At 41.0% G+C, this 26286-nt stretch carries 25 protein-coding genes and 4 tRNA genes; 28 read left to right on the top strand and 1 reads right to left on the bottom strand.

Annotated elements, in window-relative coordinates:
• Positions 1-933 precede the first annotated feature (933 nt).
• From rpmH to MKY17_RS28045, 11 genes are all read left to right on the top strand, one after another.
• Positions 934-1068, top strand: coding sequence for a 50S ribosomal protein L34 (gene rpmH / locus MKY17_RS28095; protein ID WP_034316183.1), 135 nt, complete (start codon positions 934-936; stop codon positions 1066-1068).
• Positions 1069-1148: 80 nt separating this feature from the next.
• The gene (rnpA, locus tag MKY17_RS28090; RefSeq protein ID WP_076368512.1) at positions 1149-1505 is read left to right on the top strand and encodes a ribonuclease P protein component; all 357 of its coding nucleotides are present in this window, start codon (positions 1149-1151) and stop codon (positions 1503-1505) included.
• A 175-nt stretch (positions 1506-1680) separates the two neighbouring features.
• Complete coding sequence (gene spoIIIJ / locus MKY17_RS28085) at positions 1681-2469, top strand: YidC family membrane integrase SpoIIIJ (RefSeq protein ID WP_098370328.1); 789 nt, start codon at positions 1681-1683, stop codon at positions 2467-2469.
• The gene (gene jag, locus MKY17_RS28080; protein WP_339201183.1) at positions 2466-3086 is read left to right on the top strand and encodes an RNA-binding cell elongation regulator Jag/EloR; all 621 of its coding nucleotides are present in this window, start codon (positions 2466-2468) and stop codon (positions 3084-3086) included. The genes spoIIIJ and jag overlap by 4 nt, the downstream gene beginning before the upstream one ends.
• Positions 3087-3430: 344 nt before the next feature.
• Complete coding sequence (gene mnmE / locus MKY17_RS28075) at positions 3431-4816, top strand: tRNA uridine-5-carboxymethylaminomethyl(34) synthesis GTPase MnmE (protein ID WP_098370326.1); 1386 nt, start codon at positions 3431-3433, stop codon at positions 4814-4816.
• A gap of 21 nt (positions 4817-4837) precedes the next feature.
• Entirely contained in the window at positions 4838-6724 is a 1887-nt protein-coding gene (mnmG, locus tag MKY17_RS28070; protein ID WP_098370325.1) for a tRNA uridine-5-carboxymethylaminomethyl(34) synthesis enzyme MnmG, read from the top strand.
• Positions 6725-6753: 29 nt separating this feature from the next.
• Positions 6754-7470 carry a 16S rRNA (guanine(527)-N(7))-methyltransferase RsmG gene (rsmG, locus tag MKY17_RS28065; protein WP_141992407.1) on the top strand — a complete coding sequence of 239 codons (717 nt, stop codon included), beginning with the start codon at positions 6754-6756 and terminating at the stop codon, positions 7468-7470.
• A gap of 377 nt (positions 7471-7847) precedes the next feature.
• Positions 7848-8708, top strand: coding sequence for a nucleoid occlusion protein (gene noc, locus MKY17_RS28060; protein ID WP_098370323.1), 861 nt, complete (start codon positions 7848-7850; stop codon positions 8706-8708).
• A 260-nt stretch (positions 8709-8968) separates the two neighbouring features.
• Complete coding sequence (locus MKY17_RS28055) at positions 8969-9730, top strand: AAA family ATPase (RefSeq protein WP_076368556.1); 762 nt, start codon at positions 8969-8971, stop codon at positions 9728-9730.
• Entirely contained in the window at positions 9723-10583 is an 861-nt protein-coding gene (locus tag MKY17_RS28050; protein ID WP_098370322.1) for a ParB/RepB/Spo0J family partition protein, read from the top strand. The genes MKY17_RS28055 and MKY17_RS28050 overlap by 8 nt, the downstream gene beginning before the upstream one ends.
• 52 nt (positions 10584-10635) lie before the next feature.
• Positions 10636-11337: a DUF554 domain-containing protein gene (locus tag MKY17_RS28045; RefSeq protein WP_076368504.1), complete on the top strand. Its 702-nt coding sequence runs from the start codon at positions 10636-10638 to the stop codon at positions 11335-11337.
• 56 nt (positions 11338-11393) lie between these two features.
• Here MKY17_RS28045 and yyaC read toward each other — a convergent pair whose 3' ends face one another.
• Entirely contained in the window at positions 11394-12029 is a 636-nt protein-coding gene (gene yyaC / locus MKY17_RS28040; protein ID WP_098370321.1) for a spore protease YyaC, read from the bottom strand.
• A gap of 391 nt (positions 12030-12420) precedes the next feature.
• On the opposite strand from yyaC, the gene MKY17_RS28035 reads away from it, so the two are divergent.
• The 17 genes from MKY17_RS28035 to yycF all read left to right on the top strand — a co-directional run bounded on the left by MKY17_RS28035 (position 12421) and on the right by yycF (position 26283).
• Positions 12421-13257, top strand: coding sequence for a mechanosensitive ion channel family protein (locus tag MKY17_RS28035; protein WP_098370320.1), 837 nt, complete (start codon positions 12421-12423; stop codon positions 13255-13257).
• Positions 13258-13277: 20 nt separating this feature from the next.
• Positions 13278-13475, top strand: a complete 198-nt coding sequence (locus MKY17_RS28030) for a DUF951 domain-containing protein (RefSeq protein WP_034316158.1) — start codon at positions 13278-13280, stop codon at positions 13473-13475.
• A 167-nt stretch (positions 13476-13642) separates the two neighbouring features.
• A complete protein-coding gene (gene ychF, locus MKY17_RS28025) occupies positions 13643-14743 on the top strand; it encodes a redox-regulated ATPase YchF (protein WP_076368500.1) in 1101 nt (366 codons plus the stop codon).
• A 194-nt stretch (positions 14744-14937) separates the two neighbouring features.
• On the top strand, positions 14938-15222 hold the full coding sequence (gene rpsF, locus MKY17_RS28020; protein ID WP_034316153.1) for a 30S ribosomal protein S6: 285 nt from the start codon (positions 14938-14940) through the stop codon (positions 15220-15222).
• A 69-nt stretch (positions 15223-15291) separates the two neighbouring features.
• Positions 15292-15819, top strand: coding sequence for a single-stranded DNA-binding protein (ssb, locus tag MKY17_RS28015; RefSeq protein ID WP_076368498.1), 528 nt, complete (start codon positions 15292-15294; stop codon positions 15817-15819).
• A 47-nt stretch (positions 15820-15866) separates the two neighbouring features.
• A complete protein-coding gene (gene rpsR, locus MKY17_RS28010) occupies positions 15867-16106 on the top strand; it encodes a 30S ribosomal protein S18 (protein WP_034316147.1) in 240 nt (79 codons plus the stop codon).
• A 235-nt stretch (positions 16107-16341) separates the two neighbouring features.
• Positions 16342-17289 (top strand): YybS family protein, encoded by a 948-nt coding sequence (locus tag MKY17_RS28005; protein ID WP_339201178.1) that lies wholly within the window; start codon positions 16342-16344, stop codon positions 17287-17289.
• A gap of 41 nt (positions 17290-17330) precedes the next feature.
• Positions 17331-19301, top strand: coding sequence for a DHH family phosphoesterase (locus MKY17_RS28000; protein WP_098370317.1), 1971 nt, complete (start codon positions 17331-17333; stop codon positions 19299-19301).
• Complete coding sequence (gene rplI / locus MKY17_RS27995; RefSeq protein WP_098370316.1) at positions 19298-19747, top strand: 50S ribosomal protein L9; 450 nt, start codon at positions 19298-19300, stop codon at positions 19745-19747. The genes MKY17_RS28000 and rplI overlap by 4 nt, the downstream gene beginning before the upstream one ends.
• Positions 19748-19887: 140 nt before the next feature.
• Entirely contained in the window at positions 19888-21252 is a 1365-nt protein-coding gene (gene dnaB, locus MKY17_RS27990; protein ID WP_098370315.1) for a replicative DNA helicase, read from the top strand.
• A gap of 290 nt (positions 21253-21542) precedes the next feature.
• Positions 21543-22835 carry an adenylosuccinate synthase gene (locus MKY17_RS27985; protein WP_034316136.1) on the top strand — a complete coding sequence of 431 codons (1293 nt, stop codon included), beginning with the start codon at positions 21543-21545 and terminating at the stop codon, positions 22833-22835.
• A gap of 277 nt (positions 22836-23112) precedes the next feature.
• Positions 23113-23188, top strand: a tRNA-Lys gene (locus MKY17_RS27980).
• An 8-nt stretch (positions 23189-23196) separates the two neighbouring features.
• A tRNA-Glu gene (locus MKY17_RS27975) sits at positions 23197-23268 on the top strand.
• A gap of 23 nt (positions 23269-23291) precedes the next feature.
• Positions 23292-23367 (top strand) — tRNA-Asp (locus MKY17_RS27970).
• 28 nt (positions 23368-23395) lie between these two features.
• Positions 23396-23468: transfer RNA gene (locus MKY17_RS27965), tRNA-Phe, on the top strand.
• Between the two features lie 410 nt (positions 23469-23878).
• Entirely contained in the window at positions 23879-25297 is a 1419-nt protein-coding gene (locus MKY17_RS27960) for a M23 family metallopeptidase (RefSeq protein ID WP_339201176.1), read from the top strand.
• A gap of 278 nt (positions 25298-25575) precedes the next feature.
• On the top strand, positions 25576-26283 hold the full coding sequence (yycF, locus tag MKY17_RS27955) for a response regulator YycF (protein WP_034316131.1): 708 nt from the start codon (positions 25576-25578) through the stop codon (positions 26281-26283).
• Positions 26284-26286: the final 3 nt, after the last annotated feature.

Genomic DNA, 26286 nt, shown 5'->3' with positions numbered 1-26286 from the left:
ACTTATCCCTCCTTTGCAAAAAATTTTTAATGATTGTATCTAAATGTATAGGCACAAATAAACTCATCGATTGCCGTCTTTATATTAATTTTGACAGCAAAGGTTCGGTGAGCTGTATAAAGGAATTTTGTGTTGTGTAATGTGAAGTGCCTAAAAACTATATCTTGCGCTGTACAACCTTTGTACAGACTACATCTGGTAAGCCAGTGCAGATTTGAATGTTTATTCATCAACAGGTATTTTAAGAATTATATAATAAAGAAGAAAAAAGGGTTTTCGACAATATCCACCATCTGTGGACAGATTAATATACACAGGTCGAATAAACTATCCACAAGTTATACACAGTCTGTGGATAAACGTTCCCTGTTGATAAAGTTATTCAGAGTGAAAACACAAATATAATATCAGAAATTCAGGCGTCTTGCAATGGGTTAGAAAACTTTATCCACAACTTACCGAGCTTGTGGGAAAAACTTTTCCACAGGCCATTGTTATGTGCAAAAGTCTATAAAATGGTTTGTGGATAGAAAAAAACATGTCGAATTTTATCCACAGACCGTGATTATAGCCTCGAATTAATTTAACTTGAACAACTTGGTTCAAGCTGAAAGACGTGCATGTGACAGATAGAAAGTGATTCAGGTTCATTCATATTATTTGTCGAATGTTGTGTCGATCAAGAGAGGATTCATTGCGAATCTCATATTTGTGCCCATCGATAAAATGATGGAAATTTCCCGTTCCCCAAAAATTTCTATATCAGTTCGGAGCAAAATCATTTACAATAGGCTAGGTAGTAAAAAAAGGCCTACTGGACATTGAGCATTAAAAATGAAATATTTTTATGGATGAGGTTGACAAGTAGAAACCTCCATCTATATAATTGTAAAGACTGTCTTTAACTGTTATTCCTCAGGGAGGTGTCATATAATGAAAAGAACTTATCAACCGAATAACCGCAAACATAGTAAAGTTCACGGTTTCCGTGCACGTATGAGCACGAAAAACGGACGTAGAGTAATCGCTGCACGTCGCCGTAAGGGCAGAAAAGTATTATCTGCATAGACCACTGAAAAGTCTCAGTGGTCTTTTTTCGCAAAATAAGGGATTTACTGAGACTCAATTCATGTAATGAAGGTGTAAAAATGAAAAAAAAGTTAAGGATTAAGAAAGAGGACGAATTTCAGCTTGTGTTTAAAAAAGGTGAATCTTCTGCTAATCGGCAATTCGTTGTCTATGTCCTTGAAAAGCCGGGTCAGGATTATTTTCGGATCGGCCTTTCAGTCAGTAAAAAAATCGGGAACGCCGTTGTTAGGAACCAAATCAAAAGATACATACGGCAAGCGTTTTTGGAATTGAAAGAAGATATAGAAGAGGGTAAGGATTATATTGTGATTGCTCGAAAACCAGCGGCGGAGATGGACTTTTTCCAGGTGAAAAGCAGCTTGATTCATGTCCTGAAACGTTCTAAATCATTAAACTTTAAAAAGAAAAAACAATAAAGTCCCCTTATATCGAATAAGCACTCCTCGGATCATGTGGTTACTTGAGAAAAATGACATAGAAAATTCCGATTGTAAACTGTGGAAAAAGTGGATTACTTTTCCTTGAAATCTTCTAATAATCAGTTCACAATTGTTTCAAAAAAGATTGATTGCAGTTAGGAGGAAATTACGGTTGAAAAAACGAATATTACTCATTATTGGACTAGCCTCGATAATGATGTTGTTAGCAGGGTGTACGGAAATCAAAGAACCTATTACTGCAGAGAGTGAAGGTTTTTGGAATTCATACATTGTCTATCCATTATCAGCCCTGATCATTTGGCTTTCTGAAGCATTTGGTGAGAACTATGGTTTGGGAATCATCGGTGTTACACTTATCATTCGCTTAGCATTACTTCCATTAATGATCAAACAGGTGAAAAGCTCGAAAGCAATGCAGGCCATTCAGCCTGAAATGAAAGAACTTCAAGCAAAATACAGCTCAAAAGATGCTGCCACACAACAAAAACTACAACAAGAAACAATGGCTCTATTTTCAAAATATAATGTGAATCCATTGGCGGGATGTTTGCCGATATTGGTGCAAATGCCGATTTTGATCGGATTTTACCATGCAATCAGCCGGACGGAAGAAATTGCTTTACATAGTTTTCTTTGGTTTGATTTAGGTTCCCCGGATCCTGTTTATGTTTTACCGGTCGTTGCAGGTATCACGACTTTTATTCAGCAAAAGATGTCCATGGCTGGAATGAACTCCAATCCACAAATGGCGGCACAAATGACGATGATGCTTTACATCATGCCAATCATGATTGTTGTTTTTGCTATTAATTTCCCCGCTGCTCTTTCTCTTTACTGGGTAGTTGGTAACCTTTTTGGTATCGTTCAAACATATTTCATCAAAGGTCCGGATCTTAGAAAAGCAGCTGCGGAAAACGCGGGAGGGGCAAAGAAAAAGTGAAAAAGGTAACTGCTACAGGACAATCTGTCGAAGAAGCAGTAAATTTAGCTTTAGCTCAACTGAACAGCACTAAAGATCGCGTGGAGATTGAAATAGAAGATGAGGGCAAAAAAGGATTTTTTGGTTTATTTGGTGCTAGGAAGGCCATTGTCCATGTGACATTGCCTGCAGATCCCATTGAAGAGACACTTGGGTTTTTGAAGAATGTCAGCGTGGAAATGGGAGTCGATGCACAAATTGATGTCACTCGTAAAGGGAAGAACGTAACATTCCATTTATCAGGTGATAAAATTGCATTATTGATTGGTAAAAGAGGTCAAACACTAAATTCACTTCAGTATTTAGCGCAGCTTGTTGCAAATCGATATTCGAAGCAGTTTTTGAATATTACTGTAGATGCAGAGGATTATCGAAATCGCCGCAATGACACTTTAGTCCAATTGGCTGAAAGAATGGCAAATAAAGCCATGAAAACAGGTAATGCTGTTTCACTCGAGCCGATGCCATCCTATGAACGGAAGGTCATCCATAATGCCCTCTTGGATTATCCAAAAATAAAAACAACTTCAAGTGGGACTGAGCCATATCGCCACTTGGTCATTACTCCACTTAAATGAACCTTCTGCTTTTAAGCAGGGGTTCTTTTTTTAGGCCATGAAATCGTTGTGTGTTTAATGTTTTTTTCAAGTATTAATTCAACAATAACTGACAAAATTCTTTTTATATTCTCTTGATTCGTAAAGGGAATGGGAGAAAGGGAAGCGGGCGACATTTGTTATTCACATGTGGATAAGTTAAAATGAATATTACAGAATATGGATTAATTGCATGTGGATAACTCTTGGAGAGCAGGAGTATCTACTTTTTTTCATGAATATACTGTGGTATTGTAGTAATTTAGGGATTCGACGATTTTATTAACAGAAAAAAATAGAACCATCATTATATAAGAGGTGAAAACATGGAATTCGATACAATCACCGCTATCTCTACTCCCTTAGGGGAAGGGGCAATCGCCATCGTTAGAATCAGCGGTGATGAGGCCATAGAAATAGCCGATAGGATCTTTAAAGGACCAGGTGGAAAAGGATTGCTTGAAGTGAAATCACATACGATTCATTATGGCCACCTTATCCAGCCTAAAACAGGTGAAATCATAGAGGAAGTCATGGTTTCGGTCATGATGGGTCCAAAGACATTTACAAGAGAAGATGTAGTTGAAATAAATTGTCACGGTGGAATCGTTTCGGTCAATCGGGTATTGCAGCTTATTCTCTCACAAGGTGCTCGTTTAGCGGAACCTGGTGAATTTACGAAACGGGCCTTTTTGAATGGCAGGATCGATCTTTCTCAAGCTGAGGCCGTTATGGATTTAATCCGGGCTAAAACGGATAAAGCCATGAATGTTGCATTAGGTCAAATGGAAGGCAGGCTTTCGAAATTAATCCAAAACCTGCGTCAGGAAATTTTACAGACCCTCGCTCAAGTCGAGGTAAATATAGATTATCCGGAATATGATGATGTCGAAGAAATGACGCATCGTTTATTTTTGGAAAAGGGCAGTTATGTGAAGAATGAAATAGAGAAACTGCTTCACACGGCCCAACAGGGGAAAATACTTCGGGACGGGCTTGCGACCGTTATCATAGGGCGCCCTAATGTCGGAAAATCTTCTTTGCTTAACAGCTTAGTTCATGAAAATAAAGCGATCGTCACTGATATTCCAGGTACAACACGTGACGTTATCGAAGAATATGTCAATGTTCGCGGTGTACCGCTTAAACTTGTCGATACGGCAGGAATTCGCGAAACGGAGGATATCGTCGAACGAATTGGAGTTGAACGGTCCCGTGCAGTATTAAAAGAGGCTGATTTAATATTGCTTGTATTGAATTATTCAGATGATTTCACTACTGAAGATGAGAAACTATTTCAAGCGGTTGAGGGTATGGATGTCATCGTTATCATCAATAAAACCGACCTTCCACAAAAAATCGATATGGCCAAGGTCAAGGAAAAGGCGGCATCCCATAAAGTTGTTACGACTTCATTACTGGAGGACCGAGGGGTCGATGAATTGGAGGAAGCTATCGCTTCTTTATTTTTCGAGGGTTCTTTAGAAACGGGAGACCTGACCTATGTTTCCAATGCCAGGCATATAGCTTTGCTGGGACAGGCATTACAGTCAATTGAAGATGCAATCGATGCTATTGAAATGGGTACACCGGTTGATTTGGTTCAAATCGATTTCACGAAAGCATGGGAGCTACTTGGAGAAATCATTGGCGAAAGCGTTCAAGATAATTTGATCAACCAATTGTTCTCTCAATTTTGTTTAGGAAAATAAGCGTAAAAGGAGGAAAAGGATATGCAGTACGAAGCAGGTAGCTATGATGTCATTGTTATTGGTGCCGGTCATGCTGGAAGTGAGGCAGGCCTTGCAGCGGCAAGAGTCGGAGCTAAAACGTTGATGATCACCATTAACTTGGATATGGTCGCCTTTATGCCATGCAATCCCTCCGTTGGTGGGCCGGCAAAAGGGATAGTCGTTAGGGAAATTGACGCTTTAGGCGGAGAAATGGGAAAAAATATCGACAAGACCCATATTCAAATGAGGATGCTCAATACGGCTAAAGGTCCGGCTGTTCGTGCATTGCGGGCGCAGGCAGATAAATTTCTCTATCAACAAGAAATGAAAAAGACGATAGAAGACCAAGAAAATCTAACATTGATTCAAGGAATGGTAGAGGAATTAATTGTTGAAAACAACGTATGCACGGGTGTCATCACTAAAACAGGCGCGGTGTACCGTGCGAAGACTGTCGTAATCACGACTGGAACATATTTACGCGGTGAAATCATTTTAGGGGAACTGAAATATTCAAGCGGCCCTAATAATCAGCAGCCTTCCATCAGGCTTTCTGAACATTTAGAGCAGTTAGGATTTGATTTGGTCCGTTTTAAAACAGGAACGCCGCCACGCGTGAATAGCTCTTCCATAGATTACAGCAAGACGGAAATTCAGCCTGGCGATGAAATGCCGCGTGCATTTTCTTATGAAACGACAAAGTTCATAACGGATCAATTGCCATGCTGGTTAACGTACACGAATGAGGGGACACACCAGCTCATTGATGAGAATCTACACCGTTCACCAATGTATTCGGGAATGATTAAAGGAACTGGGCCGCGTTATTGTCCATCGATTGAAGATAAAGTCGTCCGTTTTAATGATAAACCAAGGCATCAAATATTCCTGGAGCCTGAAGGTCGCAATACAAAGGAAGTTTATGTGCAAGGTTTATCTACAAGTCTGCCTGAAGATGTGCAAGTGAAAATCCTGCAAACAATTCCAGGACTTGAAAAGGCGGAAATGATGCGCGCTGGATATGCAATTGAATATGATGCTATCGTTCCTACACAGCTATGGCCTACACTTGAAACGAAGAAAATCAAAAATCTTTATACTGCTGGCCAAATTAACGGGACATCCGGCTACGAGGAAGCAGCAGGACAAGGATTGATGGCCGGTATTAATGCAGGATTGAATGCAATGGGTAAAGAAGAACTGATATTAAGCCGTTCGGATGCCTATATTGGTGTTCTCATTGATGACCTTGTAACGAAAGGCACGAATGAACCATACCGATTGCTGACTTCACGTGCAGAATATCGTTTATTATTGCGTCATGATAATGCCGATTTACGCTTAACGGAAATTGGATTCAATATCGGAATGATCAAAGAAGAACGCTACAATCGATTCCTTATGAAAAAAGAAGCGGTTGAAATGGAAAAGGAAAGACTGAAATCAAACTTCATCAAACCGACCAAAGAGGTACAAGAAGTCATTACTGCAAGTGGCGGCAGTGAGTTAAAGGATGGAATCCGGGCCTCCGATTTATTGAAACGGCCTGAAATGGATTATTCCCATATCCAGAAGTTGGCGCCAAGTGATGTCGAACTGAGCGATGAAGTGACGGAACAGGTCGAAATCCAGATCAAGTATGAAGGATATATCGAAAAATCCTTGCAGCAAGTCGATCGCCTGAAAAAAATGGAGAATAAAAAGATTCCAGAGAATATCGATTATGATGCAATTTCTGGACTTGCAACGGAAGCACGTCAAAAATTAAAGCAGGTCCACCCGCTATCAGTAGCTCAGGCTTCAAGAATTTCCGGTGTGAATCCCGCTGATGTTTCCATTTTGCTTGTTTATTTGGAACAAGGAAAGATTGCCAGAGTATCTCAGTAATGGAAATACCCGAAAAGGATTGAAAAGACATGAATATTGAACAGTTCCAACAAGCACTGCTGGAGAAAGGGATCGAGCTTTCTCCTCAACAGCTTGATCAGTTTGACACTTATTATCGATTATTGGTGGAATGGAACGAAAAGATGAACTTAACAGCCATCACTGATAAAGAAGAAGTTTATCTTAAGCATTTTTATGATTCAATCAGTGCAGCCTTCTATTTTGACTTTAACAAATCATATCGAATTTGCGATGTTGGGGCTGGAGCTGGATTTCCGAGTATTCCATTGAAGATTTGTTTCCCTGATATCCACGTCTCGATTGTGGATTCCTTGAATAAGCGAATTTCTTTTTTGAATCACCTTGCGGATTCCTTGCAATTAAAGGGAGTTTCCTTCTATCATGACCGGGCGGAAACCTTCGCCCAAAAACAGGAGCATCGCGAATCCTATGATATTGTCATGGCAAGGGCAGTAGCCAGGATGTCCGTTTTAAGTGAACTATGTTTGCCGCTCGTTAAACTGGATGGGACGTTCATTGCCATGAAAGCGGCTAGTGCACAAGATGAAATGGACACAGGGAAGAAGGCCATTTTTACATTAGGCGGAAAAATTGAAGAAATTCATCCTTTCACATTGCCAGAGGAAAATAGTGAAAGAAACATCATTACTGTAAAAAAAGTGAAGAAGACTCCTAAAAAATACCCAAGAAAACCAGGGACACCGAATAAGCAGCCTATTGAATAACCCTGTACGATGAGTAAGTTTTCATAGTAAGCGTAGATGATTCAGATATATGGCTGGTACTTGCCCTTATTTTCTTTTACTATAAATGTATGACCTTATTATTTTCACTCAATACTGCATTTGCCAACAAGAAGGCATTTTCGGTACATGTCAAAACTTGTGCCCTGTGCTGGCTGATTCAGGGAAATAATTTTGGGCAAGCCGCCGATAGTTATAATAACTGGCCTTCCATTCCTCATTATTGCCTTGATGGCGCCAGTCGACATGTTTTTTACAGCGAAGGGCCATATGTATAACCATGTCGGGAAATGTATGCAGGACTTGTCCTATAAATAGAGAATATGTTATTTGGGAGTTTTAAAAGGTGGTGTAGGAAGATGAAGCATCCTTTTTCGCGGTTCTTTGGGTTTGGCGAAAAGGAAGAAGAGCAACTAGAGATAGAGACACCTAGCAATAATAATGAAGAAATAAGAAAAATTTCCATTTCTGATATTGTGCCTAATCGATTTCAACCAAGGACCGTTTTTAATGACGATAAAATTGCCGAATTGGCTCAAACGATCCATACACATGGGATCATTCAACCAATTGTAGTAAGGGCTTATGGTCAGGGAAAGTATGAAATCATTGCAGGTGAGCGTCGTTTTCGAGCCATGCAAAAGCTTGGCTGGGAATTGGCACCCGCTATAATCAAAGATTTCACCGATACAGAAACGGCTTCCGTTGCGCTGATAGAAAACCTTCAGCGTGAAGAACTGACACCGATTGAAGAAGCTTTGGCTTATGGAAAACTATTGGAGCTGCATAGTTTAACACAAGAAGCTTTGGCACAAAGACTGGGAATAGGACAATCTACCGTGGCGAATAAGCTTCGGCTGCTTAAGCTGCCCCAGGAGGTTCAGGATGCACTTCTTCAAAAGCAAATTACGGAACGCCATGCCCGCTCGTTGATACCGTTGAAGAGTCCTGAAAAGCAGCTTAAACTGCTTTTGGAAATCATCGAAAAAGGGTTAAACGTCAAACAGACCGAAGAGCAGGTCGTCAAGCTCTTGAAGGGTACTGTGCAGAAGCCGAAACCTAAGCGAAAAGCGTTTAGTAAAGACATGAGGATTGCCGTGAATACCATACGCCAATCACTCAATATGGTTACAGACAATGGAATAAATTTGGATGCAGAGGAAGAAGAATTCGAGGAGTATTATCAGTTCACGATTAAAATACCCAAGAAAAAAACTTGAGTCCCTATCCTTACCCGCTTGGTAGTCTCCGATTACCAAGCTTTTTTTATTTTCGCGCCAAAACTGGTATTTCCACCTTAAAAAACATTCAACTTTTCCCGGATTTTTAATGCTTTTAGATATATTTCAAATTTTAAGAGGAATTTCAGAAAACGATTTCTTCCAGTAACATTCATGATAAAATAGAAAGAAATAAATGGATTTACGGTAAAAATCAATAGATATAAGCGTGATGAAGATAGTTGAAAGCGGGTGAATTCGTGGGTAAGATTCTAGCCATTGCCAATCAAAAGGGCGGTGTTGGAAAAACGACAACTTCTGTCAGTCTAAGTGCTTGTCTTGCATACATAGGACAGAAAGTCTTAATGGTCGATATTGACCCGCAGGGAAATGCGACAAGCGGTGCAGGCATTGACAAAGCCGATGTGGAACAATGTATTTATGATGTATTGGTTGATGATGTCGAAGCCAGTACCGTCATCATGGAAACAAAGGTAGAAAACCTATATGCCATACCTGCGACAATTCAACTAGCAGGTGCAGAAATTGAACTTGTTCCAACCATCTCAAGGGAAGTCCGATTAAAAAGGGCGTTAGAAGAGGTGCAGGGCCAATATGATTACATTGTGATTGACTGCCCTCCATCATTGGGTTTGCTTACGCTTAATGCCTTAACGGCCGCCGATGCAGTTTTGATTCCGGTACAATGTGAATATTATGCATTGGAGGGTTTGAGTCAACTATTGAATACAGTCCGCCTCGTCCAAAAGCATTTGAACCATGATTTGAAAATCGAGGGTGTGCTATTGACGATGTTGGATGCAAGAACGAATCTAGGTCTCCAGGTCATAGAAGAAGTCAAAAAATACTTTCAGGATAAAGTCTATCAAACCATCATTCCCCGCAATGTCCGTTTGAGTGAAGCACCGAGCCATGGAGAACCGATAATTATATATGATCCAAAGTCTCGAGGGGCGGAGGTCTATCTAGAACTGGCAAAGGAAGTGGTATCAAATGGCTAAAGGACTTGGCAAAGGACTTAACGCACTTTTCAACAGTGGGGAGATCAGTAAAGATGAAATCGTGCGAGAAATCAAATTAAGGGAATTAAGGCCAAATCCTTATCAGCCCCGAAAGAGCTTTCGGCTTGAAGCTATAGAGGAATTAAAGCAATCCATCATGGAACATGGGATATTACAGCCGATTATTGCCCGGGAAAGCATTAAGGGATATGAAATCGTGGCTGGGGAAAGGCGTTATCGTGCTGCCAAGGAAGCTGGTTTAAAGACAGTTCCGGTCGTTGTGAGGAAATTGAGCGAACAGCAGATGATGGAACTGGCGATTTTGGAAAACCTGCAACGGGAAGATTTGAATCCGATCGAGGAGGCTGTCGCTTATCAAACGCTTCTTGAAAAAATGGAATTCACCCAGGAGCAGTTGGCCAACCGGCTGGGTAAAAGCCGTCCCCATATAGCAAACCATGTTAGATTGCTATCTTTGCCTGAAGGGATTAGGAGATATATCTCCGACGGGGAAATTTCCATGGGGCATGGCCGGGCATTGCTAGGTTTAAAGAAAAAAGAGATGCTTAAGCCAGTAGCGGATAAAATCCTCAAAGAAGGAATGAATGTCAGACAGCTAGAGCAATATATACATCAATTGAATGATACCGTTTCACGTGAAACTAAACATAAGAAACAAGAAAAAAAAGATATCTTCATAAAGCAACGGGAGACAAGTCTGCGTGAAAGACTAGGAACGAGCGTAACGATAAAACAAAGCAAGAAAAAAGGAAAAATAGAAATAGAATTCTTTTCAAAAGAAGATTTAGAGAGAATTTTGAACTTGATCGATCAAGAGAACCTATCCTCTTAGATCACCTTATGAAAAGATCGTGACGACATATGCAGAAAATTAGGTGGATGAGATGGTATTATTAGGGGCTTTGGTGAATGGTGCCTGCATTTTAATCGGTTCGATTTTAGGAAGGTTTTTGCAACATATACCTGAAAAGATAAAAGAAACGGTCATGAGCGGTATCGGTTTGGCCGTCATGGTCCTAGGTTTGCAGATGGGCTTTAAAAGTGATAATTTCCTTGTTGTCATTTTAAGTATTGTCGGAGGGGCTGTCCTCGGTGAATGGATGAATCTTGAGGCCAGGCTGAATTCTTTAGGCAATTGGCTTGAACGCAGGATGAAAGCGAAGGAAGGAATTTCGATATCTCAGGGATTTGTAACGGCTACGCTCATATTTGGCATTGGGGCGATGGCCATCATCGGTGCCCTGGATAGCGGTATCCGGAATGATCATGACGTTTTGATAACAAAAGCGATCATCGATGGATTTACGGCATTGGTCCTCGCCAGTACGCTTGGCATAGGTGTACTTTTTTCAGCATTTCCGGTCATTCTTTATGAGGGGTTCATAGCGATTTTTTCAAGGCAGATCAATACGATGATCCCAACTGCTTTAATGGATTCCTTCATACTGGAAATGACGGCAACTGGGGGAGTCATGATTTTGGCGATTGGTTTGAATATTATCGGTCTGACCAAAATAAGGGTGGCAAATCTGCTTCCGGGCATAATGATCACCGCGATTCTGGTTACTTTCATGTATTATGTATAAAAAAAAGAAGGAAGGGGCCATCCCCTTCCTTCTTTTTTATGATAAGAAAAAACCGATCATAGGGTTTTTTCTTGCTTGAATGACCATGTGAAAGGAGTGATGGAAGGTTTTATTGGATAATGATTTTGTGCTTCATAAATCCCCTCGGCAATGGTTTTGGCCATTTTTAGCACAAGATTAAGACGCGTGTTCTGCAAGACCATGAACTCCATGAATCCACTTACATTCACGATTCCTGTAATATGGGCATTTCCGACGGAAGGAAGATCTTTATTGACCCCAGCTCCTGGCTTCACTGGTCCCTGGCCGATTTGAACGATGCCGACGCTTTTCATTTTCCCTAAGCAAGCATCGATTCCGACGATAAAGGAATTGGCATGCATCTTTTTGATTTCATTTAATTTTTCCTGTAAATTCATCGCATGTATAGGGTCATCCAGAGTACCATAAACATGGAATGAAGAAGAACCGTTTTCAGCTTTTTCACTAAGCAGAGTGCCGACAAGTGGTCCGAGTGAATCGCCTGTGGAACGGTCCGTGCCTATGCAGACGATGACGATTGGTTGGAGCTTTCCGGTTGGTAGGAGGTTGATTAATTCCTGGGAAATTTGCTTGGATGCATCCGTATCTTCATGCAGGATGCGACTCAATCTATTTTTATTATTATTAAATAGACTAGAATTCAGATTCATCGGCTCAACTCCTTTACTTTATTTGGTATTACAGTATACGGATAAAAAGGGGAAAATATACGGCATTTAACATCATGGATGAGGGAATTTTTTGTAGAACATGCAAACAGGTGAAGGGGATATGAATCGACGTTATCCTCTACCAATTGCTTTCATTTATACTTTCTAGTAAATAATTACTTTAATATTTGGGTAAAAACTTCTAATTCTTTTACCTATATACCCATAATTTTTTTGTACAGAAACCATTATTTATTGATAAAATAGAGAAAATCGCTCTACTTCATGGTTATCTCAATGCATGAAGGGTAGAGGAATACGTCTATATGGGGAAAAATCATATAGACGATATAAAAGATTTGCAGTTAATTGCATTAGGCAGGAGGAAAATATGGATCGCATTTATGATAACGTTACAAAAGAGATATTGGATGAAAAGATATGGCTGCTGTTGGGCGAGGGGATTATTAAAATCTTCCTTGTTCTGATGTTATCGCGTATTATTATTAGAATAGGAAAGACTATTCTGAATAAATTTTTCAAAGCACGTTTAAGGAGTCCCATTCGGGTATCGGAGCGCAGGGAAGCGACACTCATTAAATTGCTCGAAAATATCATTACCTATGTCATCAATTTCATTGCCTTGATAATGATTCTGGAAATTTTCGGAATAGAAGTAATGCCATTACTCGCTGGTGCCGGTGTTCTCGGTTTGGCAGTTGGTTTTGGTGCTCAAAGTTTGGTCAAGGATATAATTACAGGATTTTTCGTTATTTTTGAAGATCATTTCTCGGTTGGGGATTATATTAAAATCAATAATTTTGAAGGGGAAGTCATTGAGATCGGGCTTCGTACAACGAAAATTAAAAGCGGTGCAGGTGAATTGCACTTCATACCCAACGGCAGCATCATCCAGGTCACGAATTATTCCATTTTAAATAGTATGGCTGTTGTTGATGTGACCATACCTAACGATGGATCGGTCGAGCGTGCTGAGAAGGTGCTGATTGATCTTTTAAACAGTATGGAAGGCAAATACGATGCATTGATCAAAACACCTGAATTTTTGGGAATTGAAAAAATTAGTCCTGAAGAAATCGTCTTTCGGATTAAAGCGGAAACAAAGCCGATGCATCACATTGAAATCAGTAGGATATTAAGAATTGAAATAAGTGCTGCGCTTGATTCAAGTGGGATTAAATCTACGTACAATGGCAGCGAGTCATAGGAATTAGGGGGCTCATGGTTATGGAGGAAAAGGAATTTGCACTTAAGGATATTGTGGAAATGAAGAAACCGCATCCCTGTGGAGTGAATAAGTGGAGAATTATACGGCTCGGTATGGATATCCGGATAAAATGTGAAGGGTGCGGCCATAGCGTGATGCTGCCTCGACGTGAATTCGCGAAGAAAATGAAAAAAGTTCTGCAAAAGCATGAGGAGTAATCATGCTTTTTTTTTGGAGTGAAAGTAGTCCTGCGTTTCTCATGATTTACTTGTCTTTTTAGGAAGTGAAATCTATAATTGGGAAAGGTTTAGGTAATTGGAGGGTCTTTATAGAAGATCAGTTCTTTTCCCATATGTACGAATCATCTTGAAGGAGTGAAATATAAATGGCTTTAACAGCTGGTATAGTCGGTTTGCCTAACGTAGGTAAATCCACTTTATTTAATGCAATTACTCAGGCAGGTGCGGAATCTGCCAACTATCCTTTCTGCACGATCGACCCAAATGTCGGGATCGTGGAAGTGCCAGATCACCGTCTGCAAAAATTGACTGAATTGGTAAAACCGAAAAAGACGGTTCCGACAGCATTTGAATTCACGGATATCGCCGGGATTGTAAAAGGAGCAAGTAAAGGAGAAGGATTAGGTAATAAATTCCTTTCCCACATCCGTCAAGTGGATGCAATTTGTCAAGTCGTCCGTTGTTTTGCAGACGATAACATTACCCATGTCTCCGGAAAAGTAAATCCAATCGATGATATCGAAGTCATCAACCTTGAATTGATCCTTGCCGATTTGGAATCTGTTGTCAAACGCATCGACCGTGTCGGAAAAATGGCCAAGCAAAAAGATAAAGCCGCTGTGGCAGAACATGAAATCCTAGTAGCTTTAAAAGAAGCATTGGAAGATGAAAAGCCTGCACGTACCGTCGAGTTTACTGAAGAGCAGCAAAAAATCGTGAAGGGCATGCATTTACTTACAGCGAAGCCGACGCTTTACGTGGCGAACGTGAGCGAAGATGAAGTGGCGAATGCTGACGATAATGAATATGTACAGCAAGTTCGTGAATATGCTGCTAAGGAAAATGCCGAGGTGATCGTGATTTGTGCCAAAATCGAAGAGGAAATTGCAGAGCTTGAAGGTGAAGAAAAGGAAATGTTCCTATCTGAACTTGGCATCGAGGAGTCAGGTCTTGATCAGTTGATCCGTGCTTCTTATAATCTGCTTGGATTGGCAACATACTTTACAGCTGGTGTACAGGAAGTGCGTGCTTGGACATTCCGCAAAGGGATGAAAGCCCCTCAATGTGCCGGCGTCATTCACACGGACTTCGAACGTGGTTTCATCCGTGCCGAAACGGTTTCTTATACCGATTTACTTGAAGCGGGCAGTCATGGTGCTGCAAAAGAAGCAGGTAAAGTTCGTTTGGAAGGAAAAGAATACATCGTTAACGATGGCGATGTTATCCATTTCCGTTTTAACGTTTAAGATTCAAAGACCCTACCATTCCATATGTAGGGTCTTTTTTGTGGGACTTGAATCATGGATTACAATTAATTGTAATAAGTCGAACCGTTCGTTGCAAATCCACTTTAACTATGCTATAATTTCATCTTGTGAGTAATTATAAATAATTGCTCCTTGCCCAATTGGGCCGCTTAGACCAAAAGGAGGTGACAGTGATGAGAAAATACGAAATTATGTATATCATCCGTCCAAACATTGAGGAAGAAGCTAAAAAAGCTTTAGTTGAACGTTTCAACACAATCCTTTCTGATAATGGTGCGGAAGTAGAAGCAAAAGAATGGGGTAAACGCCGTCTTGCATATGAAATCAATGATTTCCGTGATGGTTACTACATGCTTCTTAAAGTTAACGCTGAAAGTGCTGCGATTCAAGAATTCGATCGTCTTGCTAAAATCAGTGAAGACATTATTCGCCACATGGCTACTAGAGAAGAAGTATAATTCGATATTTAATATAAATTCTAATCTTGTTTCATATGAAACAAGCTTGAAACCTAGGGGTTGATTCTGATGATGAATCGCGTAGTTTTGGTAGGACGCTTAACTAAAGATCCTGAATTACGATATACACCTAATGGAGTTCCCGTAGCTACCTTTACTTTAGCTGTGAACCGTGGTTTTACGAATCAGCAGGGTGAACGTGAAGCGGATTTCATTAACTGTGTAGTTTGGCGTAAACCGGCAGAAAATGTAGCTAACTTCTTGAAAAAGGGCAGTTTAGCTGGCGTGGATGGACGTGTCCAAACACGTAATTATGAAGGACAAGACGGCAAACGCGTATATGTGACGGAGATTCTGGCTGAGAGTGTTCAATTCCTTGAACCACGAAGCAGTTCAGCGGGTGAAAGAAATGAAGGCGGTTCTTACGGTGGAGGTCAAAGAAGTTATGGCAATAATAACGGAAATGACAACAATTCGTATGGACAAAATCCTAATCAGAATCAACGGAGCAATAACAACTACACTCGTGTAGATGATGATCCGTTTGCAAATGACGGTAAGACAATCGACATTTCAGATGACGATCTTCCGTTTTAAACAGCCGTTTAAAATGAAAATTCAAAAAGCAGGGAGGGAAATTTATCATGGCAATGGGTGGACGTAAAGGACGCGGTAAGCGTAAAAAGGTTTGTTATTTCACATCTAACGGAATCACTAAAATTGATTACAAAGATGTAGATCTTCTTAAAAAATTCGTCTCAGAACGCGGTAAAATTTTACCACGTCGTGTAACTGGTACAAGCGCTAAATATCAACGTAAATTAACGATTGCTATTAAACGCTCACGTACTATGGCATTACTACCATATGTATCTGGTGAATAATAAATTGGCACATTGAGGAGTTATCCTTAATGTGCCTTTTTTATAAGTTGTCACTTATGCCTGAAAACCGCTGAATTGCGGTTTTTTTATTTCAAAAGGAAGTTATCCGGACGTTTTCCTCAGAAAAAATAATCATATCCTAAAAAAGAATGTGATGTTTGAAATATCCTGGCCGTAACGGATACAATATAAAGATGGAGATAAGACATCAATAATAACAGGGGGTGAAATAAAGATGAATAGCGGGAGACGGATTGCTGAGGGCGGAGCCCTTCTGGCACTATATTGCATTTTATTGTTCATCACCATTCAAATCCCACTATTGGGTATTTTCACTACATTCTTTTTACCCATTCCATTCATACTTGTCACAATCAAACAAAAGTTATCGTGGAGCCTTGGTTACTTATTTGTAGCCTCGTTATTGTCGATCCTCATTGGGACGATATTGTCTGTTCCGCTGACCTTGCTCATGGGGGCAACGGGAATCGCAATCGGCTATTTTTTGAAAAAGGACAAACCGATGGCACCTATGTTCATAAGCGCAGTCCTTGTCTTCCTGGGAGGCATTTTATTAATATATGCAGCTTCAGTATTGATAACGGATGTTAATTACATAGAAGAATCGATGAACATGGCTGAGGGGTCCCTCGAAAATACTATCGGCATAATGGATTCTTTTGGACAGGCACCGACGGAACAAGTCAAAAAGCGGTTGTATGAATCACTCGATATGATGAACACGCTGATGCCAAGTTTGTTCGTCTTGATGTCAGTCATCATGGTTTTATTGATTTTCTTTGCGGCGCATCCCATTGTGAAGAGATTCAGTGATAAGGCGTTAAAATGGCCCCATTTTCGAGATCTGCGACTCCCGAAAAGTCTTTTATGGTATTATTTAATTACGATGCTTCTTGCTCTTTTTGTGAATACGGACAAGAACAGTTTTGTATATATGGCCATAACGAACCTATTTTTCATACTGCAGTTCTTTATTTTATTACAAGGATATTCCCTGATATTCTATATCGCTCATGTTAAGTCTTGGGCTAAGGCCATACCTGTTTTAATCGTGGTTTTTTCTTTGCTGCTGCCGATTCCGATTATTACGACGGCCGTGCGATTTTTAGGTATAATAGATTTAGGCTTTCCTTTTAGGGAGACAATCAAGAAAAAGGAATAGAAGACTTTTTTGTAAAACAGATGCTTTTAGGAGCTGAAACTATGCCATCTTATTTGAAAGAATACTCGATTAAGTCCCCATTGTATGGGGTGCTGGCCGCAGTCGTTTTACTTTTGGGCGTACTGGCTTATTATAATTGGGTTATTGCACTTGTTGGACTATTGATTCTTGCTGGTTTATTTTATTTAACATTAAGAATGGTAGAAAAAAAGCAACGAAAGACAGAAGAGTATATAACGACTTTATCCTATCGTTTAAAGAAGGTGGGCGAGGAAGCGTTATTGGAAATGCCGATTGGGATCATGCTCTTTAATGAGGATTATTACATTGAATGGACCAATCCATTCCTGGCTTCTTGTTTTAGTGAAGACTCCTTGGCAGGAAGATCGCTATACGATGTTGCGGACTCGATAGTGCCGTTGATCAAGCAAGAGATCGAGACAGAGACGCTTACGCTCCACGATCGGAAATTCAAGGTGGTCCATAAGCGTGATGAAAGGCTTCTTTACTTTTTTGATGTGACGGAGCAAGTGGAAATTGAGAAATTATATGAAGATGAGCGGACGGCAATTGCGATCATTCTTCTTGATAATTATGATGATTTGACACAGGGTATGGATGATCAGCGTAAAAGCAGCATTAATAGCTTGGTTACCTCACTTCTTGATAAATGGGCAAGGGATAATGGCGTTTTCTTTAAACGGGTTTCCTCGGAACGATTCATCGCTGTCTTCAATGAGCATATCCTTCATCAGCTTGAGAAGGGCAAATTCTCGATTTTGGATGAAATCAGGGAAACGACGGCCAAGCAAAATGTACCCTTGACCCTGAGCATCGGGGTCGGCTCGGCCGTGCCATCCTTACCGGAACTAGGTACGCTTGCACAGTCCAGCTTGGATCTCGCCCTTGGACGGGGCGGTGACCAAGTAGCGATAAAGCAAGCAAATGGAAAAGTGAAATTTTATGGCGGCAAAACCAATCCGATGGAAAAGCGCACGAGAGTCCGTGCACGTGTCATTTCCCATGCATTGAAGGATATAGTCCTTGATAGCGATAAAGTCATTGTCATGGGCCATAAAAACCCGGATATGGACGCAATCGGTTCAGGGATCGGCATCTTGAAAGTTGCCCAGATGAATGAACGTGAAGGCTATATTGTCATCGACACCCAGCAGCTCGATAGCAGTGTCCTTCGTTTAATGGAAGAAATCAAAAATAAAGAAGAGCTGTATTCCCGGTTCATAACACCTGATGATGCATTTGAAATGATTACGGATGAGACCTTGCTGGTTGTGGTCGATACACATAAACCTTCCATGGTGATTGAAGAGCGGTTATTGAATAGGATCGATAAGGTTGTAGTCATCGACCATCATCGCCGCGGTGAGGAGTTCATCAAGAATTCATTGCTCGTCTATATGGAGCCATATGCATCTTCAACAGCAGAACTTGTAACCGAACTGCTTGAATATCAACCGAAACGCTCAAAGATTGATATGCTGGAGTCGACGGCGCTTCTTGCAGGTATCATCGTCGATACGAAAAGCTTCACCTTAAGAACAGGTTCACGCACTTTCGATGCAGCCTCTTATCTAAGGGCGCATGGAGCTGATACGGTACTTGTCCAGAAATTCTTAAAAGAAGACGTGGACACCTATATCAAACGTTCGAAGCTCATTGAGGAAGTCATCTTTTATAAAAAGGGAATTGCCATTGCCTCTGCAAAAACCGATCAAGTTCATAATCAGGTGCTCATCGCTCAAGCTGCGGACACCCTATTGACCATGGATGGCGTTGCGGCTTCTTTCGTAATGGCTAAGCGATCTGATGATACAGTTGGCATAAGTGCGCGTTCTCTAGGTGATATCAATGTACAGGTGATCATGGAAATGTTGAATGGAGGCGGACATTTAACAAATGCCGCCACTCAACAGGTTTGCTCCATTGATGAAGCTGAAAGTCGATTGAAAGCAGCTATTGATGAATATTTAGAAGGGGGACAAAAAGAATGAAAGTAATATTTCTGAAAGACGTAAAAGGTAAAGGGAAAAAAGGGGAAGTTAAAAATGTAGCAGATGGTTATGCACATAATTTCCTGTTAAAACAAGGATTGGCTGTTGAAGCAAATAATTCAAATGTAAAAACTTTAGAAGCCCAGAAAAATAAAGAAGAATCACTTGCAGCAGAAGAGCTGCAGCATGCTGAAGAATTGAAAGTGCAGCTGGAGAAATTAACGGTTGAACTATCTGCCAAAGCCGGTGAGGGCGGGCGTTTATTCGGTTCCATCACGACTAAACAAATTGCATCGGAGCTTCAGAAAAAACACGGTGTCAAGGTTGATAAACGTAAAATGGAGCTTGCTGAAGGCATCCGCACTTTAGGGCATACAAAGCTTCCAGTCAAGCTTCATCCTGAAGTCACTGCGACACTGACTGTGCATGTGAAAGAAATTAACTAATTTTAGCTGTTTCATATCTGTGAAAAATTGATAAAATAGAGATAGACGAAAAATGTGATTGGGCATGTTGTCCTTTCACTTTTTTCTTTTTTACTAGAAACATATAAAAGGTATCCTCTTAGAATGGGAGGTTTTAAGATATGATAGAACAATTTCAGGATAGGATTCCCCCTCAAAATATAGAAGCCGAACAGGCAGTGCTAGGAGCCATTTTTCTTGAGCCCTCTTCATTGACCGTTACATCGGAAGTTTTGATTCCGGAGGATTTTTACAGAAGCTCTCATCAAAAAATCTTTAATGTAATGCTTAAATTGAATGACGAAGGAAAAGCTGTCGATTTGATTACGGTGACAGAGGAATTGGCTGCGACAAAAAACCTTGAAGAAGTTGGCGGAGTTTCTTATTTAAGTGAATTGGCCGGATCGGTGCCTACCGCGGCCAATATTGAATATTATGCCCGCATCGTCGAGGAGAAGTCATTGCTGCGTCGTTTGATCAGGACAGCGACCAACATCGCTCAGGAAGGCTACAGTCGCGAGGACGAGGTCGAGGAGCTGCTCGGGGAAGCAGAAAAAACGATCATGGAAGTGGCCCAGCGTAAGAATTCCGGGTCTTTTCAAAATATTAAGGATGTATTGGTTGCGACGTACGATAACATAGAAGTTTTGACTAACCGTAAAGGGGATGTCACAGGAATACCGACAGGGTTTGCTGAACTGGATCGAATGACAGCAGGGTTCCAACGTAATGACCTCATCATAGTGGGTGCCCGTCCTTCGGTTGGTAAAACCGCTTTTGCATTGAATATCGCTCAAAACGTTGCGACCAAAACGGAGGAGAATGTAGCGATTTTCAGTCTTGAAATGGGTGCAGAGCAGCTCGTTATGCGTATGCTCTGTGCTGAAGGAAATATCAACGCTCAGAATTTACGAACAGGTTCCTTAACTGATGAGGATTGGCGTAAACTGACGATGGCGATGGGAAGCTTGTCGAATGCCGGCATTTATATCGATGATACGCCTGGTGTGAGGATTGGTGAAATCCGTTCAAAATGCCGTCGTTTGAAGCAGGAACATGGCCTTGGCATGATATTGATCGATTACCTGCAGTTAATTCAAGGCGATGGTCGTTCAGGCGACAACCGTCAGCAAGAGGTATCCGAGATTTCACGTTCACTCAAAGCGCTCGCTCGTGAACTTAAAGTGCCCGTCATCGCCCTTTCCCAGCTATCGCGGGGAGTGGAGCAGCGTCAGGATAAGCGTCCGATGATGTCTGATATCAGGGAATCCGGGAGTATCGAGCAAGATGCCGATATCGTCGCATTCTTATACCGTGATGATTATTATGATAAAGAATCCGAGAATAAAAATATCATCGAAATCATTATAGCGAAACAGCGTAATGGTCCAGTAGGCACGGTTTCGCTTGCATTCGTAAAAGAATATAATAAATTCGTTAACCTCGAACGCCGCTTCGATGATGATTCGATGTCTCCCGGCGCATAGGGAACTGCCTGCCATTTTTGCAATGGCGGGCTTTCTCTGTTTTTGGAAAAGGAAAGGGCCTTATGATAATAGAAAAAGAAATCAAAGGGTACAATAATGATTGACAATCCAAAACCCAATGTAAAACCGAAAGAATTTTCTCATATTTACGAACAAAGTATTTATTGAAAAGTGTATTGTTCGGATTTTGTATTGACTTCCAGTTTGGATTATTGATAAAATAGGTTTGTTTGATAAGAACCGGTTAAAATGATCGGTATTACGTGAACCTTTGGAGGTGCTTTATTCAGATGTCATCAGTTGTAGTAGTCGGTACACAATGGGGAGACGAAGGTAAAGGTAAAATAACAGATTTTCTATCCCAGAATGCGGAAGCCATCGCTCGTTATCAAGGTGGGAATAATGCAGGGCATACAATAAAATTTAACGGCGTTACCTATAAACTGCATTTAATTCCATCAGGGATTTTTTATAGTGATAAGATTTGTGTCATTGGAAATGGTATGGTGGTTGATCCTAAAGCTCTTGTAGAGGAGCTTGCTTATTTACATAGCCATGGGGTGAGTACGGATAATCTTCGTATCTCGAACCGTGCACATGTCATTCTTCCTTACCATATCAAATTGGATGAAGTCGAAGAAGACCGTAAAGGCGCCAACAAAATTGGAACGACTAAAAAAGGAATCGGCCCTGCATATATGGACAAAGCCGCTCGTAACGGAATCCGCATGGCAGACCTTTTGGACCGTGAAATTTTCGAGGAAAAATTGTCTCAAAATCTTGTCGAAAAAAACCGTATGTTTGAACGTTTCTATGAAACGGAAGGTTTCAAAATCGAGGATATCTTGGAAGAATACTATGAGTACGGACAACAAGTGCAGAAATATGTTTGTGATACATCCGTTGTATTGAATGACGCACTTGATGAAGGAAAACGGGTATTATTCGAAGGGGCACAAGGTGTCATGCTTGATATCGATCAAGGAACATACCCATTCGTCACTTCATCTAATCCGGTTGCAGGTGGAGTTACAATCGGTTCTGGTGTAGGTCCTACGAAAATCAACCATGTGGTTGGAGTATGTAAAGCATATACAAGCCGTGTGGGCGATGGTCCTTTCCCTACAGAATTGCATGATGAAGTCGGTAACCAAATCCGGGAAATTGGCCGTGAATATGGTACAACTACAGGCAGACCGCGCCGTGTAGGCTGGTTTGACGCTGTTGTCGTTCGCCATGCTCGCCGTGTCAGCGGGATTACTGATTTATCATTGAACTCGATTGACGTATTATCAGGTCTTGATACGGTCAAAATTTGTGTGGCTTATGAATACAAAGGCGAGATCATTCATGAAGTTCCAGCGACTTTGAAAGCGATTGGCGAATGTAAACCAGTCTATGAAGAACTACCAGGCTGGTCAGAAGACATCACAGGTTGCAAATCATTGGATGAGCTTCCAGAGAACGCTCGTCACTATGTAGAGCGCGTATCTCAATTGGTAGGCATTCCTTTGACCACTTTCTCTGTCGGTCCTGACCGTAACCAAACAAATGTCGTGAGAAGCCCTTGGCGTCTAGCGTAATTCTTGAAAAAGGAGCTGGCTTTTTTGCCGGCTCTTTTCTTTCGTTATTAACATCCATGCTATTATATGTCACGTTCAGGAGGTCCGGGATACCGAATGAATGGATTAAACTGTTGGAAAATGAAAAAATATAAGAAAAAAATAATTTTATTTCAAAAAACTATTGCCTAAACTATATAAACCATGATATTATCAAAAGCGTCGTCACAATAGAACAAGCCATTAACAAGATACGGATGTTAAGTTAACATCCTGAAAAGAAACATTTCCTTAGTACGAGCCATTAGCTCAGTTGGTAGAGCATCTGACTTTTAATCAGAGGGTCGAAGGTTCGAATCCTTCATGGCTCACCATTTTTTCCGGCCCATTGGTCAAGCGGTTAAGACACCGCCCTTTCACGGCGGTAACACGGGTTCGAATCCCGTATGGGTCACTTCTTTATATAAATGCTTTACTGGTCCCGTGGTGTAGCGGTTAACATGCCTGCCTGTCACGCAGGAGATCGCGGGTTCGATTCCCGTCGGGACCGCCATTTTATTTTTTTCTAAAATAGAATATTTGGCTCAGTAGCTCAGTCGGTAGAGCAAAGGACTGAAAATCCTTGTGTCGGCGGTTCGATTCCGTCCTGAGCCATCCTTTTATAAACGCCTTTCCTTTAGGGCGTTTTTTTGTTTTGCGTCCAGATGTATTTTGAATGAAATCTTGTTAATAGATTGTTAACGATTTGTAACATACCAATTTAGACCAATTCGCTTATTACTCGCTTTTAACCTTACTGGGCCTAGGCCCACTCCTTTTTCTGCAGTTTATTGATCTTTCCCCATTCCTATATTTATTGGTACATGTTGTCACGATTTATACAGTTCCATTACATTATGAAGTCTGTTTCTTGTTTTTTTTCTCAATATGGTAGAGTTATGAGTGATAAAAATCATTATAGAAATCAGTCATAAGCATGTGGATATTTAAATTGGACTAATAAATCTCAAAATAAAATTGATTAGTTTCTTAATTGGTGACTGAGCCGTTAAGGAGGACAATATATGTTTAGCTCAAAAGGCAAGGGGATCATCCTGTTGATGGTTTCCGTCATTTTAATGCTTGCAGGAAATCGGGCAACTGCTGCTGGAATATCGGAAACTGCAACCATACAGCATGTTTATCTTAACGATGAGTTCGTCGGAAGTGTGACGGACGAAACGGAAATCGAAAAGATTGTAGCCGATAAGGTAGAAGAAGCACAGGAAGATTATCCGGACTTAACATTCGATAAGGAGACACAGCTGACGTTTGTACCTGAAGAGGTATTCGATGAAGAGGTAAAAGAGGATCAGGCTGTTAAGGGAATTCAAGATCAGTTGAATGTGAAGGCAGAGGCTTATGAAATCGACATAGATAATCAGGCGGTCGCTTATGTTGCGTCAAAGGAAGATGCCGAGGACGTTTTGGAGAAAATCACTTTATTATATGTGAATGAAAAGGAATACGCTGAATATGAATCAGGTAAAAAGGAAAGTGAAAAAGATGCGGATCCGTTAAAAGAGCCAGGAAGTAGAATTCTGGACATCGAATTTTCACTTCCCGTCACGTTTAAAGAGACAATGGTATATCCAGACGAAATCAAGAGCGTCGATGAAACCCTTTCCATGATAGAAGAAGGAAAGGAAGGAACGACGAGCTATGAGGCTAAGGAAGATGAGGATCTTGAAGCCATTGCCACTAGCCATGATATGGACCTGGATCAACTGCTGGAACTAAATCCGGGACAGGATGAGAACAAAGGTGTTAAAGAGGGCGAGCGTCTTTATGTGACCCAACGTATCCCCTATGTGAACGTAATGGTAAAAAGAGAAGTATTTAAGGAAGAGAGGATTCCTTTTGAAAAGAAAGTGAAGGAGGATGACGAACTTCCAAAGGGCGAGCTCATTACTGAACAAATAGGGAATGAGGGGATTCTTGCGTTCACCTATAATGTATCCGAAACAAACGGAAAGAAAATCAGTGAAACAATCGCAAAAAAAGAAGTCACGGAAAAGGCCAAAACAGAAATCACCAGAAAAGGCACCAAGGTCATTCCTTCACAGGGCAGCGGTACATATTCATGGCCTGCAGATGGGGGCTATATTTCCAGTAAGCAGGGCCAGCGCTGGGGGAAACTGCATAAAGGTATTGATATTGCCCGGCCAGTCACCAGGACGATAACGGCAGCAGATCATGGGATAATCGAAACTGCCGGAAACTCCGGAGGATATGGAAATAAGATAACGATCAATCATAATAACGGGTATAAGACAGTGTATGCGCATTTGGATTCAATAGATGTACAAGCAGGACAAAAGATTGAAAAAGGCATGAAAATTGGCATGATGGGTTCAACGGGGAACTCGACCGGTGTCCACCTCCATTTTGAAATATATAAAAACGGGTCTCTCGTTAATCCGCTAAACTATATAAGCCAGTAATCGGTGGAAGTCTTCGAAAATTATTCGAAGACTTCTTTGCTACATACATAGATGAGAATAATAGGAAAAAGGTGATTTAATGCCTATAAAATGATAAAGTAGAATAGAGACAATTTGCTTTCATTCCGGTGTTCAGCCCCTTTTATTGGGTATATATATGTAACTTTGCTAAAACTAGGTTGCCGGGTTGTGCAAGCAGAAGGAAAAGTGAATAAGGTCCCGGATAAGGACATGGTTTTTAATAGATTCAGTTCAGTTATTAAAAAGGAGATAAGTACATGGATAAAAAGATTCTGGTAGTGGATGACGAAAAGCCAATTGCTGATATATTACAATTCAATCTGAAAAAAGAAGGCTATGAAGTTTTTTGTGCTTATGATGGCAATGAAGCCCTCAAAATGGTAGAAGAACGGCAACCCGATTTGATTTTACTTGATATCATGCTGCCGCAGCGCGATGGCATGGAAGTTTGCAGGGAAGTAAGGAAGAAGTATGAAACGCCGATCATCATGTTAACGGCAAAAGATTCAGAGATTGATAAGGTCTTAGGATTGGAGCTTGGTGCAGACGACTATGTGACAAAGCCATTTAGTACCCGGGAAATAATTGCCCGCGTTAAGGCGAACCTAAGACGTCAGCAAGCTGTTCCTGTTCCCGATCAAGAAAATGAACCGAAGGAAATTACGATAGGAACGCTCACTATCCATCCGGATGCCTATGTGGTATCCAAGCGGGGCGATACGATTGAATTAACGCATCGCGAATTTGAGTTGCTTCATTACTTAGCGAAGCACATCGGTCAGGTCATGACAAGGGAGCACTTATTACAAACCGTGTGGGGCTATGATTATTTTGGTGATGTGCGGACGGTCGATGTAACGGTCAGACGTCTTCGTGAGAAGATTGAAGACAATCCAAGCCATCCTGGCTGGATTGTAACTAGAAGAGGGGTCGGTTATTACCTGCGTAACCCTGAACAGGAGTAGTTT

Origin of the sequence: Peribacillus sp. FSL P2-0133, from assembly GCF_037975445.1 — a bacterium.
Lineage (GTDB): Bacteria > Bacillota > Bacilli > Bacillales > DSM-1321 > Peribacillus > Peribacillus simplex_E.
Note: the sequence above shows the minus strand (reverse complement) of the source record. Positions and strands in the feature narration are given on the sequence as shown.